The sequence below is a fragment of the Shewanella sp. ANA-3 genome, assembly GCF_000203935.1.
Taxonomy (GTDB): Bacteria; Pseudomonadota; Gammaproteobacteria; order Enterobacterales; family Shewanellaceae; genus Shewanella.
This window is the reverse complement of record NC_008577.1, coordinates 910,778-925,247: the sequence shown is the minus strand read 5'-3', so window position 1 is coordinate 925,247 and position 14,470 is coordinate 910,778. Positions and strand designations below refer to the sequence as shown.

Here is a 14,470-nt window from a genome sequence, read left to right as displayed (position 1 = left end):
TATCTTCTCCAAACCCCTTAGTTGTTAAAGCGCGAACGTCGCTATGGTCTTTTGGATCCCAACGACATCGGTACCGCGTTTGAGTTCTTTAACCAGAGGATCACTTTGGCCAGAGATCCAGATCCTAAGCTCGGCATCCATATCGAAATGACCAGTGGTTTCCACTTCAAAATGAGTAATGGATTTATAGGGCACGGAGTGATAGCTGGTTTTTTGGCCCGTGAGCCCTTGCTTATCAATTAAGATCAAGCGCTTATTGGTAAATACAAACAGATCACGGACCACTTTATAGGCCAGCTTTAATTCTTCCTGAATCCCCATGATTGGGCGCAGCTCTTCGGCCAGCTCCTGTAAATTCACCTCAGAAGCATTTCCGAGCAACCCATCTAATAGTCCCATGCTGACATCCTTTATTATTAAAATTTTTCAATAAAGTATCCTTTCAGTAACCCATAGGCAACAATGAGAAAGCTGAGCAGCTGAAAAACAATAAAAAAGGGAGCATTTAATGCTCAATGCTCCCTTACTATGAAGGCGTTAATTAAAGCGCTTTTTGGCCGCGAACCTGACGGTTTTCACCGACAACCAGCATCTCGCACTTAGGACAATCAAATACTAACTTAAGTACATCGTTACCGATTTCGAGCACCATAGGATCGGCCTTTATTCCCGGCACTTCCTTAGGACAAAGATTAAAGTTAAATCTCAGGCAGTGCTTAGTCACCATCAAAGGCACGTCTTCAGTCACGCCGTTTTTCTCGTAGGTATCTTGAATTTCAATCACGCCATGGCGTTGATAAAAATCCTTCGCCTTTTCGTTTGCCACGTTACCTAAGTAACTTAAGTGTTTGAATGGATACACAGCATCTTGGTTATATTTCCAAGGTTTTGGGCGCTGGTAACCTTCAACACGGGCAAGTTCTAATGCCGCTACCGCATCACGGCGCAGGCCGTTAAGGGTTGAAGCAGGCAGGAACCAAGGCTGAGCGGTTTCGATACTGATCTGGCGCGCCGTAAAATCGGTACTGCCAAGCTTCGATAATTGTGTACGAATCGTCTGCAAGGTTTTTTCAGCGTCGGTGGCGGGTGTCTTTTCGACTTCCAACTCAACCGTAGCACTGAGGCCGTAGATATCGGTTAAAGTCAGCGCTACGCCCATAGCGGTATCGGTTAAACGCATATCTACACCGATAATTCGCTTGGCCGACTCTTTCGCTAACAAGGCTTCAAATGCCTGATTATGGTTACGGTATAAAGTCATACCAACACGTAAATCCCGTGGAACTTGTAACACATGCAGCTTATGGCCTTCGGCGCGGTTTACCCGTAAACCTTGCAACTTGTCGTCGGACTGCTTTGCCATCGCATAATTGGGTGGAAAGTAAGCCAACCCATCACCGTTATTAAATTCGTGGGTTGAACTGACTTGAATAAAATCCTTACCAAGAGCGACCACTTTACCCACATCTTGGCCAATATATTTGGGCGAGCGAAAATCTTTAATCCCTTGGCTACGCTCATGGACAAAATAGTCGGTGCTGCCACGATTAAAGGTTTTTTCGGGATCTGGGGTAAAAGTATGCTCAGTACGGCCATGGGATGAAGCCACAAACTCAGGGCGACGCGCCATAATGGCATCGAGTTTTTGGCGATAATGAGCAGTCACGTTTTTTACATAACTTAAATCTTTTAAACGCCCCTCGATTTTGAACGAACGCACGCCAGCATCTATCAGGGCTTCGAGGTTATCGGTTTGATTATTATCTTTTAATGAGAGTAAGTGTTCGTTTTGTGCTAACACATCCCCTTGGCGAGTCTTTAGATTGCCCGGCAAACGACACATTTGCGAACATTCACCGCGGTTAGCACTGCGATTACTAAAGGCATGGCTTAAGTTACATAATCCACTGTAGGCCACACACAGGGCGCCGTGGATAAAGAACTCAATCTGCATATTGGTATGAGCCGCAACCTCACGGATTTGGCTTAAGCCCAGCTCGCGCGCCAATACCACCTGCGAGAATCCCACTTGCTCTAAGAAGGCAACTTTTTCGGGATTACGGTTGTCCATTTGCGTACTAGCATGCAGCGCAATCGGCGGCAGATTAAGTTGCAATACGCCCATGTCCTGCACAATCAGTGCATCGGCGCCCGCGTTATACACATCCCAAATCAGTTTTTCAGCCGTCTCGAGCTCATCGTCCATCAGAATCGTATTGAGGGCGACAAACACTTGAGCATGATACTTATGTGCAAAAGCACATAGGCGAGCGATATCTTCCACACTGTTACCCGCCGTTGCACGCGCCCCAAATGCTGGACCACCGATATAAACCGCATCGGCACCATGGCGAATGGCTTCAATACCATAATCGGCATTTTTTGCTGGCGCCAATAACTCTAGACGGTTATTAACGTGAGAAAGTGTCTCAGGGGTGTAAATCTCTGGCTGGCTCATACTTCACAGGCTCAAAATGAACAATAACGAAAAAGGTGACGAGTATAACAAAAACTCAAATCCAGCTCTATCTGCAAATCATTTTTCGCTGGATTAAAGCGAGGCGAGCTCAGGAGGAGAGACAACAAACTTGCACCCCAGAGCCTAGCGGAGTATCTTTGCCGCGCATTATTGAATAGGCGCGATTATGACTGATTTTATTTACCAACCACCAACAACTCCCTGGCTCGATGTGCTTTACCAAGATAAAGACATTATCGTCGTCAACAAGCCTTCGGGGTTGTTATCAGTGCCTGGTCGCGATCCCGCCCATTACGACAGTGTGTACGCCCGAGTAAAAGCTGAGCATCCGCATTGCCAAATCGTCCATCGCCTTGATATGGCGACCTCAGGTGTAATAGTGGTTGCGCTCATTCGTAGCGCCGAACGCGAATTAAAACGCCAGTTTCATGATAGAGAAACCAGCAAAACCTATCTCGCCAGAGTTGCTGGACACGTTAAAAATACAACGGGTAGCGTGGATTATCCGCTGATCTGCGACTGGCCCAATCGCCCAAAACAGAAGGTTGACCACGAAATAGGTAAACCCTCATTAACCCACTTTGAAGTGCTAAGCCGTGCCAAACGCTCGACGCTGGTAAAGCTTAAGCCTATTACAGGGCGCTCACACCAACTCAGGGTACATATGATGGCGCTGGGGCATCCGATCCTCGGCGACGGCTTTTATGCCGATCCTTTAGCAAAATCCTTAGCACCGCGATTATTACTCCACGCCGCAGAGCTCACCATCAAACACCCGTACACGGGTGAGAGCATGACGTTCAGTGCCAATGCTTCCTTTTGTGAGCCAGAAGGTGAGCAATGATCACTAAAAACAATAAAAACACCTAAAAGCAGTAGCCATTCACCATAAAAGAACGTAACTTTATGACAATTCATTATGTTATAGAGAGTTTATTTATGGAAACCGCATTTCAGCGCGATCAGCTTGATAACCATATCCTCGAAGCCTTAATGCAAGACGCGCGCACACCTTTTGCCGAACTTGCCAAACGTTTCGGCGTGAGTGCGGGTACCATTCATGTGCGTGTCGAGAAAATGAAACAAGCGGGGATTATCACGGGTGCCCAGATCACCATCAATCCCAAGGCACTGGGTTACGATGTCTGCTGTTTTATTGGAATTAATCTCAAAAGTGCTGGCGACTACCCCGCCGCCATCGCCAAGCTAAACGCCCTAGAAGAAGTGGTTGAAGCCTACTATACCACTGGCAACTACAGCATTTTTGTCAAAGTCATGTGCCAATCCATCGATGGCCTGCAACATGTGCTGATTAACCGCATCCAATCAATCGACGAAATTCAATCGACTGAAACCCTGATCAGCCTGCAAAACCCGATTACACGGGCAGTAAAGCCTTAATCAACCCACGAATATAAAGCCCAACAAACAGAACGATATATTGCAAAAGTATGACTTAAGTCTTTTTTACTTCAAAAGTGTTAACCGTACGATATTTTTGTGTTACAACTCCATTGCTAGCCACAAAATGCGCAGCATAATTATAACAATTTAGCTACAAGTGCGATTGATTTTGCACTACAAGCATTAATTGACAAGGAATGAAGTTGTGAAGACAAAACTATCTATCGCTATCTCCGCGGCACTACTATCAAGTGCTGCTGTTGCAGACAATAATACTCTGCGTATACATCAAATCAGTAATAACTTAGCCAAAAATCAGCATAGCCAGAGCGTAACTTCAGTCAGTGGTATGAAAGATCAATATGATCAAGAAACTGGAGAAGCCACTTTTCAATGGGCAAAATCAGATCAAAGAACTCCCGATATGGGGGCCCTTGATTCACAATATAAACTTGCCTTTGCAGCCGATTACTATCTGAACCAAGTAACGGGTCTATCAACTAGCAAAAATGCTAGTTTGAAACCAGTGCTAACCAACTTGCACGATACAGGCCGTGGGGCAAAAATTGCTAAATACCAGCAAGAATATCAAGGCGTTGAGGTTTTCAACCGTAATTTCAATGTGTTGATGAATAGTAATTTTGAACTCGTGGCAACTTCTGGAAGCTTATTACCCTCAAGTACAGCTAACACAACTGAGCTCAAAGGGATTAAAACGACTTTTAATGATCCTTTAAATGCGGTGAAAGCGGCTTCAAAGGCAATGGGTGTTTCCGATGCCAATATCAGCGCATCGACAACGTCAGGTAAATTTCAATCTTTTAACGTAACAGCTTCTGGTAATTCGAAAATACTTAAAGGTGAACCACGTTCTAAACCCGTATTTTTTGAATTGAAAGGTTCGCTCGTACCTGCTCATTACGTGGAGATTGAGGTCGCAGATAACGACAGTGTTGACTCTGAATTTTATTCATTTGTTATTAGCGACTTAGATAATAAAGTCCTTTTTAAACATAACCTGACAGCACAAGAAGCCGCGTTTAATTATCGTATATATGCTGATGAGCAAGGTGTGCCTTGGGATGGTCCACATGGCAATGTTATTCCAGCTATGAGTGAAGACCAAGTCGACGCAACTGAGTATTTAGATGCTCCAATGGTTACTATCACCACTGGCCCCATCAGTACAATGGATCCATGGTTAGCGGAAGATGCCACCACAACATCGGGTAATAACGTCTTTGCCTATGTAGACGCTCTAGCCCCAGATGGCTTTACCAATGGTGACTTCACAGCAGAAATCACTAGCGATAAAACTTTTGACTATCAATATAATACAAATCAAGTCGAAAGCTCTGTTAACAACCGCAAAGCATCTATTGTTAACCTGTTCTATATGAACAACTATTTACATGATTTATTTTATGATCATGGCTTTGATGAAGCCTCTGGTAATGCTCAAGCTCAAAACTACGGGCGTGGCGGTGAAGAGGGAGATGCAATTAGAGCTGAAGTTCAAGATAACTCAGGCTTTAACAATGCAAACATGAGCACTCCAGCTGATGGCCGCTCACCGAGAATGCAAATGTATCTTTGGGATAGTAAAGATGCAGTCAATGGTGAAGACTATGGTGTAACCGTAACCTCTGATGCTGCGATTGGTCTACTCCCGTCGACACAACGCGCAAGCTTTGGTCAAGGTCAATTTGAAATCAGTGGTGAAGTGGTTCGTCTTGTTGATGGTGTAGCCCCTGTGAATGATGGATGTACGACACCAACAAATGCAGCAGATTTAGCAGGCAAAATAGCCATTATTGACCGTGGTGTTTGCGGCTTTACCGTGAAAGCTAAATTCGCCCAAACTGCAGGAGCAATTGGCGTACTCATAGCTAACAACTCGGGTACCACAGAGCCAGCGCCAATGGGCGGCAGCGACGATACGGTAAAAATTCCAAGCATCGGCTTATCAAAAAATGACGGTGCGTTGATTTATGCCCAGCTCGATGCAGCCAAACCTGTCAGTGTCACCATGTTCAACAAAAAGCCGTTTAAAGACAGCTCTTGGGATAATGCTATTGTTGCCCATGAATGGGGACATTACATCAGTAACCGTTTAGTGGGTAACTCTTCGGGTTTAATCAACCAACAAGGCCGTTCTATGGGCGAAGGTTGGGGGGACTTCCATGCATTGCTCGTGATATCAGAAGCAGACGATGCATTAATCCCAGGTAACGAGCTATTCCAAAAGCCTTATGCTGCAATTACTTATGTAGCCTCTTTCTATTCTGGCATCCGCAATTACCCTTACAGCACAAATATGGACGTGAATCCTCTCACTTTCGGTAATGTCGAGTTAAATAAAGGAACTAGTGCTGACCAGTATGGCAATGCGGAAGTCCATGATGCAGGTGAACCATGGGCCGCTATGCTATGGGATTGTTATGTCTCTTTAATCAATGATGAACGCTATACCTTTGCAGAAGCGCGCAGCATGATGATGAGTTATCTCGTTGCAGCCTATAAAATGACACCTATTGCACCAACTTATACCGAAGCCCGTGATGCCTTGTTAGCCGCAGCGTATGCAAATGAGCCTAAGGACTATGAACTATTCCTAAAAGCCTTTGCTCGTAGAGGTATGGGCCTTGGAGCCGTTTCACCTGAACGGTATGACACCAAACACCGTGGTGTGGTCGAATCTTATAAAACTGAATTATCCACCTTTAATGTGACTAACCATGAAATCAATGCAGACTATGAAGGATTAACTGTCGGTTATTGCAGTAAAGACGGCATTTTAGATAAAGGCGAAACGGGGACTGTCAGCTTCACGATAACTAACCGAGGAAGTAAAACTTTTGAAAGGCTAGAAGGAAAAGTTGAAGTTGTCAGCGGCCAAGATATTACGCTGGCAAACGACGGTAAAGTCACCTTTGGAGCTCTAGACTTATTTGCAGAAGTTACTAGTACTCCGATAGAGATGACTCTTAACGAAGCTACAACAGCCGATACTGTAGAGTTAAAACTGACGTTCCCAACTTTAGAGGGAACCGATGTAAACGAATATAGCTTTACAACTGTCGTTAACATGGACTTTAAAGACAAAGCGCCTGAAGGCAATAAGTCTACGAGTAATATGGAAAGCCAAGCTGGGCGAGTTGACTTTAAGGAACATGTGCTTGGAGGCGGTGACATGGCCAAGGGCACTGCGAAACTTGAAAGCCAATATGCCGATTACTTCCCTGTTGACACTCAATATCTACGTATTGCCAATAATGGCTTTGCATCAGATGTCGCTTATGAAACTAAACCTGTAACTGTTGGTTACGGTGGTGATTTCAAAATCAGCTGGTTCCAATATTTTGAAATTGAAGAAAACTACGACGGTGGTGTAGTTGAAATTAGCGTCAACGGAGGGGATTGGGCAGATGTAACTCAAATGGGCGGTGTCTTTGAAGGTGCTGGCTATACTGGTGAGTTAGCGGATCTGCTACCTGGTCGCCAAGCATTTACTGGCTTTATGGATTTCCCTGGTGATATTGAAACAGTAAACTTTGGAACTAAGTTAAATGGTAACGAAGTTCGTTTCCGTTTCCGTATTGTCTCAGATACCAATTCGAATGAGTTTGGTTGGATTATTGATAACGTCACCTTTACAAATATTGTGACTAGTGTCTTCCATGAGCAAACGGCAGGTGATGTAAATCCATGCGTTAACCGTTTACCCAATGTTAGCTTAGTCACCAGCGCAACAGAGGTAAAAGAAGGCGAAGCTGTGAGCATCACTGCTGCTGCTATTGATGCGAATGCAGGTGATACTCTCACTTATACTTGGGTTCAAACGTCAGGCACTGCAGCGACACTTACAGGCAAAGATACTGCTTCGTTAAGTTTTACAGCTCCAAATGTTGATGCTGATGAAGTTTTAGAATTCGCGTTAACTGTAAATGATGGAACAGATGATGTTGTAAGCACTGTGTTGATAACAGTAAAAAATAATAACATTCCTGTTGTCAGTTTGACTCCAAGTGCAACTGAAGTAAAAGAGGGTGAAGATGTTAGCATAACGGCTGTTGCGATTGATGCAGATTCTGATGATATACTCACCTATTCTTGGGCACAAACTTCAGGTACTGCAGTCACCCTGACTGGGGCAGATACGGCATCATTAAGCTTCACAGCCCCGCAAGTTAGTGCAAATGAGACTCTTGAATTTACGTTAACCGTGAATGATGGAACTGATGATGCTGTAAGCACTATATCAGTGAAGGTAAATGATGTACCTGCTCCTACACCAACTCCTACGCCTACTAAATCTTCTGGGGGTAGTTTAGGTTGGTTAACGTTTATCTTATTGCCTTTAGCTGCATTACGTCGCCGTAAATAACGCTAACTCAGATAAAAAAAGCCGCAATTTGCGGCTTTTTTATTTCAAATAATTCATTACTGCTACATTTCAAAATTTTTATCTCGTGGAGTGTAATCCACCTCTAATTCGACTTGGCCTAATTTCTGTAGCTTTTCGAGGATATCTAATAATAAAAAAGAGCTATCGATTGGCGTTAATCGATAAGTATTTTCTGCAATGCGCTCAATCCTAAAACCAGAGGATAATGTTGCTAAATCGGATTTAGAAACCAGCACGAAAGAACCTCTTAGTTTTCCAAACATCGATATTTGCGTATCGTAAACCACGGTTCCTTTAACTAATCTAGCAGTATCAGCAGTAAACTGACGCTCATTAAATTGATAACTGTATAATTTACTTTTCTGGGCCAAGCCCTTTGACGCTGTAGAAGATAGGTTGCTTTGCGGATTGCGTTCTCCTTCGGCAAATAAAGCTGTTACTTGAGCATTGCTAGTCGAAAGAGCGTCACTAGCAATAACTTCATTTTTTGCATTCGAACAACCAAACAAGCAACTCGCAATCAGTATATATAAAGTCCTGTCCATACCAATCCTTCACTACAAATCAACTTATAGTTTTACCTTAGCAAGTTATCACCAAAAATGAAGCTAAATAATCCTCCAAACAGAAACCCACAAATGAAAAGGCATAAAATTTATGCCTTCCAAAATGCAACCTTGAGCGTTATTTACGAACGCAGCCCTATTCCCCGCGAGATTAGGTAATAAGCAACACCCCAGAGTACGGCGCAAAAGCCCACCATAATGCCAATAGAAAGCGGAATGCTGATATCGGCAAAACCTAAGAAACCGTAACGAAAGACGTTGATCATATAGACCACAGGGTTCAGTGCAGAAACGCCTTGCCAGAAGGATGGCAGCAACGACAGTGAATAGAATACCCCTCCGAGGTAGGTTAAGGGCGTGAGCACAAACGTCGGGATGATGCTGATATCATCGAAACTCTTGGCAAATACCGCGTTAATTAATCCCCCTAAGGAGAACAGCACTGAGGTTAAAAATACCGTCATGACCACAAGGCCTGCATGGTGCAAGCTGATATCGACAAAGAACATGGCGACTAGCGTGACGATTAAACCAACGCATAAGCCCCGTGCGACACCGCCACCCACATAGCCTGCGATCATCACATAGTGAGGTACAGGCGCGACCATTAACTCCTCGAGATTGCGTTGAAATTTCGCGCTATAGAAAGAGCTCGCCACATTCGAATAGGAGTTAGTAATCACCGACATCATGATTAGACCAGGCGCAATAAACTCCATATAAGATACGCCCCCCATATCGCCAATGCGGCTACCGACCAAGTTACCAAAAATCAAAAAATACAAGGTCATAGTGATTGCTGGCGGGACTAAGGTCTGGATCCAGATCCGGGTAAAACGATTGATTTCCTTAGTTAATATGCTTTTAAAGGCGATAAAATACAGCTGTTTCATGCCTTAGCTCCTTGGGTTTTCTTTACTAACTCGACGAAGAGTTCTTCTAAACGATTGGATTTGTTACGCATCGACAAAACCTCTACCTTAGCGGCGGTTAGTTGCGTAAACACATCATTGAGGTTGTGGTCCTTCGCCACATCCACCTCTAAGGTATGCGGATCGGTTAAACGGCACACCATACCATTCAATGTAGGGGCGACATCGATGTCGCGGCGCAGGTCGAGGATAAAGGTTTCGAGATTCAGTTTACTCAGCAAGGCCTTCATGCTCGTACACTCCACCAGCACGCCCTTATCGATAATGCCGATATTGCGACACAGCATTTCAGCTTCTTCAAGGTAGTGGGTAGTCAGAATAATAGTCACGCCCTGTTGGTTGATTTGCTTGAGGAATTCCCACATTGAGCGGCGTAGCTCAATATCGACCCCCGCCGTTGGTTCATCTAAGATCAGTAACTTAGGTTCGTGCATCAGGGCGCGGGCAATCATTAATCGCCGCTTCATCCCGCCCGACAAGGTGCGAGATTGGCTGTTGCGCTTATCCCACAAATCCAGCTGGCTTAAGTATTTTTCAGCACGCTCAAGGGCAATATGCTTTGGCACGCCGTAGTAACCGGCTTGGTTCACTACAATTTGCAGTACGGTTTCAAATTGGTTGAAGTTAAATTCCTGTGGCACTAAACCTATGCACAGCTTGGCTTCCTCGAGCTGCTTATCGATATCAAAATCAAACACCTGCACAGAGCCAGCGGTTTTCTGCACTAAGGAGCTGATAATCCCAATGGTGGTCGACTTACCCGCGCCATTCGGGCCGAGCAATGCAAAAAAGTCTCCCTGTTCAACGGTAAGGCTAATCCCCTTTACCGCCTCAACGCCGCCTTTGTAGGTTTTTTTTAGCCCCTCGAGTACGAGAGCATGGGCATGATTGGCCATAGTGCTACCTGATCCTGAAAGAATGAACAAAACAATAAGATGGTGTCGAAAACAGCAAATGCAATACGCCAAGCTGTATAAAAACGAAGTATGACTCTAGTTGATTGAATCAATACAGATTAATTTATTAAAAATAACTAATGGATCACCAAACGCGGATACGTGACCCCAAACAACATTTGCGTAGCCAACTTTCGGCACAAAACAAAACTCCCGCCTAGGCGGGAGTTTGAGTCATAACGCATCGGGCTTATTCGAGCGGCACCACTTTGGCGATATAAGGCAAGTTGCGGTATTGCTCCGCATAATCGATGCCGTAACCCACAATAAACTCGTCTGGGATCGTAAAACCGATAAAGTCGACTTTAACATCCACTTCACGGCGTTCGGGTTTATCCAACAGAGTGCACAGGGCTAAGCTCTTTGGCTCACGCAATAACAGCATTTCGCGCACTTTGTTTAAAGTGTTGCCCGAGTCAATTAAGTCTTCGACAATCAGCACGTCGCGGCCCGCGATATCCGATTGCACATCCTTCAGCACTTTCACATCCCGTGAGCTGGTCATGGCATTGCCATAACTCGAAACCGACATAAAATCGATTTCAACGTGGCCTTTAATACGGCGGCACAGATCAGCCATAAATACGACTGAACCTTTTAACAATCCCACCATCAGCAAACGCTCGCTGTTGGCATAGTGGGCATTGATTTGCTCGGCCATTTGATCCAATTTTTGGCTGATCTCTTCGGCGGAGATCATCACTTCGGTGGTGTGTTTCATATCAGTCTCAATTGTCGATGTCATTGGGGGAGTGTTTGTCATAGCCCCAGCGACTCGTTAATGCATGGTCAACGCCCAAATGATCGAGGATTCGAGCGACCATGAAGTCTACCAGATCTTCTACGGATTTGGGATTATGATAAAAGCCCGGCGCCGCAGGCATAATAGTGGCACCTAAGCGCGACAGAGTTAACATATGCTCTAAGTGTATGGCATTAAATGGAGTTTCACGCGGAACTAGGATCAGCTGACCGCGCTCTTTTAATACCACGTCCGCCGCCCGTTCGAGCAAATTATTGCTCATGCCAGTGGCAACAGCTGCCAGTGTCCCCGTCGAACAAGGGCAAATCACCATTTGTTTGGGTGCAGCACTGCCGGATGCTGGCGGCGAAAACCACTCATCTTTGCCTAATACCACTAACTCGCCAGATAAGGTTATCTGTTTCTGTGCCAGCACCTCGAGCAGTTGTGCCTTGGCTTTATCGCTGTTCGCACTGAGCTGCAAGCCATGCTCAGTGGCCAGCACCACACGGGCGGCGCTCGAGATCATTAAAAATACTTGATAGCCCGAGGCTAATAAACATTCTAATAATTTCAAGCCATAGGGCGCGCCCGAGGCCCCCGTCCAGGCTAAGCTAATGGCTTTCTCAGATTTGGCGTAGGCCATATTTAGTCCGCCTGCTGAACAAACTGTGGGCTGACTTCGAGCGCCGCCAACAGTTTCTTATGTAAGCCACCAAAGCCGCCGTTACTCATCACCACGATAGTGTCACCCACTTTTGCCGAAGCAGAGACTTTAGCCACAACATCATCAATTTGATGCAGAACAGTCACAGGGATCACCGCCGCTTCCATCGCCTCTTTCATATTCCAATCGATAGTATCGGCTTGATATAAAAAGGCTTCGTCCGCTTGCAGCATGGAATGAGCCAGCGTGTCTTTGTGCACCCCACTCTTCATGGTGTTTGAGCGTGGCTCTAATACGATAGTGATTTTGCTTTGACCGACCTTGGCACGCATGCCCTTAATGGTGGTCGCAATCGCCGTTGGATGGTGAGCAAAATCATCGTATACGCTCACACCGTGAACAGTACCCAACAGCTCTAGACGACGTTTCGGCGGTACAAAGCGGGTTAATGCCGCGATAGCAGCACTCGGTTTAACCCCAACATGGCGCGCGGCCGCGATGGCCATTAGCGCGTTTTCAATATTGTGCTGACCAATCAGCGCCCATTCGAGCACACCTTGGGATTCGCCGTCGAAGAACACTTCAAACTCATGGCAATCATCACTTAAAGCCTTAGCATGCCAGCCCTTAGTCACCTCAGCGGTGTGGAACGTCTCTTGCTCGCTCCAGCAGCCCATATCAATGGTTTGCTTAACCGCGTGGGAATCGGCAGGCCAAATCACTTTGCCTTGCCCTGGCACGGTTCGGATCAGATGATGGAACTGTTTTTGGATCGCCGCTAAATCGGCAAAAATATCGGCATGGTCAAACTCGAGGTTATTGATCACCAGCGTACGGGGATGATAATGCACAAATTTAGAACGCTTATCGAAGAAGGCGCTGTCGTACTCATCGGCTTCGACCACAAAAAACGCCGACTCCCCTAAACGGGCCGACACGCCAAAGTTTTGCGGCACGCCGCCAATCAAGAAACCGGGTTGATAACCACAATCCTCTAAGATCCACGCCAGCATGCTTGAGGTGGAGGTCTTTCCATGGGTACCAGACACGGCTAACACCCAACGCTCAGGCAGAATATGATCGGCTAAAAACTGTGGTCCAGAAGTGTAAGGGATCCCAAGGTTTAATACCGCTTCGACGCAAGGATTACCTCGGCTCATGGCATTACCAATCACCACAAGATCGGGATAACTGCCCGCTTCACCTAACTGGCTTTGGTCAAAACCTTGAATGAGTTCAATACCTTGCTCTTCAAGCTGCGTACTCATCGGTGGATAGACGTTGGCATCCGAGCCTGTCACTCTGTGCCCTTTTGCCCTAGCCAAGAGTGCTAGACCACCCATGAAGGTTCCACAAATTCCTAAAATATGTACGTGCATACCGCTCGCTCTGATGTTTTTGAATTCAAGGCTATTCTAATCCATAGCACCGCAGATTGGCAGGTTAGGATCTCGGAAAAGCCACTTGTTTGGCAAAGATACTGATAGAGAAAGGGATTTTTACAATTGAGTGAAGTTTAGCTAACAGAATTGTGCCACTCAGCTCACTTATCCGCGCAAGCTGGCATAGAGCTTTGGATATTGACTGCGGTGACGATTAAAGAGGAACTGACGCAGGGCTTCTCGCTCTTCGGCTTCGGCCTGAAACCTGACAATCGCCAGTCCCTCTTCATGGCGAATAGGCTCGATTTTAACCCGCATGGTTTCACCATCGGGCAACTGTAATTGCAGTTCTTGACTATCGACTAAGCGCTCAAACTGTTGTGGTGATTTAGCACGGATCGCCATACCAGAACTCGACAAAGACACCACAGACCACTGTTCACCCCGATCTTGGTCGAAGATCCACACATCTTCTGGCTGAGTCAAACGCCAACTTCGCTCCGCGCCAGTCGCGTCAAACACTTCAGGCACCCCAAGAGTAGGCTGCAATTGACCAAAATCATCGAGGCGCATCTCTAAGGGAAACCAGAGTTTATAGGGGCCGACCTCGGCCAGCAGGGTTAACTTGGCCTTACCCAATAGCAAAGCCAGCGCCTGCGGCACATCGGTTTTGACCGTTAATACATGGTTAACCAAGGGCTCAGGATAAGCATCCTCGGCGTTATGGGTTATGCGATTAGGAGAAAATAGCTCTCTAAAACAAGCCAATTCCTCTAAGGTTAAATGCGGCTCATCGACCATACTGCAACCTACTCAGATGAATCCCTTGTACAAAAAATTACCACCAAAGCATGGTGCTGTACATTTTTTCATCTGTAAATTTGCAAAAAAAGAAAAGTAGGCTAGCAAGGCTAAGCTCTGACTCCTATTAGCC

Annotated in this window: 12 protein-coding genes; 3 read left to right on the top strand and 9 right to left on the bottom strand. The window is 45.7% G+C overall.

Going from position 1 to position 14,470, the window contains the following annotated elements; translation table 11 throughout:
• Positions 1-24: 24 nt before the first annotated feature.
• Together SHEWANA3_RS04200 and SHEWANA3_RS04195 are read right to left on the bottom strand one after the other, a co-directional pair.
• Positions 25-399 (bottom strand): PH domain-containing protein, encoded by a 375-nt coding sequence (locus SHEWANA3_RS04200; protein WP_011715950.1) that lies wholly within the window; start codon positions 397-399, stop codon positions 25-27.
• Between the two features lie 142 nt (positions 400-541).
• Positions 542-2,458: a U32 family peptidase gene (locus SHEWANA3_RS04195; RefSeq protein ID WP_011715949.1), complete on the bottom strand. Its 1,917-nt coding sequence runs from the start codon at positions 2,456-2,458 to the stop codon at positions 542-544.
• Between the two features lie 187 nt (positions 2,459-2,645).
• On the opposite strand from SHEWANA3_RS04195, the gene rluA reads away from it, so the two are divergent.
• The 3 genes from rluA (at position 2,646) to SHEWANA3_RS04180 (ending at position 8,270) form a co-directional block, all read left to right on the top strand.
• Positions 2,646-3,323, top strand: a complete 678-nt coding sequence (gene rluA, locus SHEWANA3_RS04190) for a bifunctional tRNA pseudouridine(32) synthase/23S rRNA pseudouridine(746) synthase RluA (protein WP_011715948.1) — start codon at positions 2,646-2,648, stop codon at positions 3,321-3,323.
• Positions 3,324-3,418: 95 nt separating this feature from the next.
• Positions 3,419-3,880, top strand: a complete 462-nt coding sequence (gene asnC / locus SHEWANA3_RS04185) for a transcriptional regulator AsnC (RefSeq protein ID WP_011073571.1) — start codon at positions 3,419-3,421, stop codon at positions 3,878-3,880.
• Positions 3,881-4,088: 208 nt separating this feature from the next.
• Entirely contained in the window at positions 4,089-8,270 is a 4,182-nt protein-coding gene (locus SHEWANA3_RS04180; RefSeq protein WP_011715947.1) for a rhombosortase-dependent M36 family metallopeptidase, read from the top strand.
• 62 nt (positions 8,271-8,332) lie between these two features.
• On the opposite strand, the gene SHEWANA3_RS04175 is transcribed toward SHEWANA3_RS04180, so the two are convergent.
• The 7 genes from SHEWANA3_RS04175 to SHEWANA3_RS04145 all read right to left on the bottom strand — a co-directional run bounded on the left by SHEWANA3_RS04175 (position 8,333) and on the right by SHEWANA3_RS04145 (position 14,337).
• The gene (locus SHEWANA3_RS04175) at positions 8,333-8,836 is read right to left on the bottom strand and encodes a hypothetical protein (RefSeq protein ID WP_011715946.1); all 504 of its coding nucleotides are present in this window, start codon (positions 8,834-8,836) and stop codon (positions 8,333-8,335) included.
• A gap of 143 nt (positions 8,837-8,979) precedes the next feature.
• Positions 8,980-9,750, bottom strand: a complete 771-nt coding sequence (locus SHEWANA3_RS04170; RefSeq protein ID WP_011715945.1) for an ABC transporter permease — start codon at positions 9,748-9,750, stop codon at positions 8,980-8,982.
• Positions 9,747-10,685, bottom strand: a complete 939-nt coding sequence (locus tag SHEWANA3_RS04165; protein ID WP_011715944.1) for an ABC transporter ATP-binding protein — start codon at positions 10,683-10,685, stop codon at positions 9,747-9,749. Before SHEWANA3_RS04165 ends, SHEWANA3_RS04170 begins: the two co-directional genes overlap by 4 nt.
• Positions 10,686-10,935: 250 nt before the next feature.
• On the bottom strand, positions 10,936-11,466 hold the full coding sequence (gene hpt / locus SHEWANA3_RS04160; RefSeq protein ID WP_011623888.1) for a hypoxanthine phosphoribosyltransferase: 531 nt from the start codon (positions 11,464-11,466) through the stop codon (positions 10,936-10,938).
• A gap of 7 nt (positions 11,467-11,473) precedes the next feature.
• Positions 11,474-12,133 (bottom strand): flavin prenyltransferase UbiX, encoded by a 660-nt coding sequence (locus tag SHEWANA3_RS04155; protein WP_011715943.1) that lies wholly within the window; start codon positions 12,131-12,133, stop codon positions 11,474-11,476.
• A 2-nt stretch (positions 12,134-12,135) separates the two neighbouring features.
• Positions 12,136-13,533 (bottom strand): UDP-N-acetylmuramate:L-alanyl-gamma-D-glutamyl-meso-diaminopimelate ligase, encoded by a 1,398-nt coding sequence (mpl, locus tag SHEWANA3_RS04150; RefSeq protein WP_011715942.1) that lies wholly within the window; start codon positions 13,531-13,533, stop codon positions 12,136-12,138.
• A 168-nt stretch (positions 13,534-13,701) separates the two neighbouring features.
• Entirely contained in the window at positions 13,702-14,337 is a 636-nt protein-coding gene (locus SHEWANA3_RS04145) for a hypothetical protein (protein WP_011715941.1), read from the bottom strand.
• Positions 14,338-14,470: the final 133 nt, after the last annotated feature.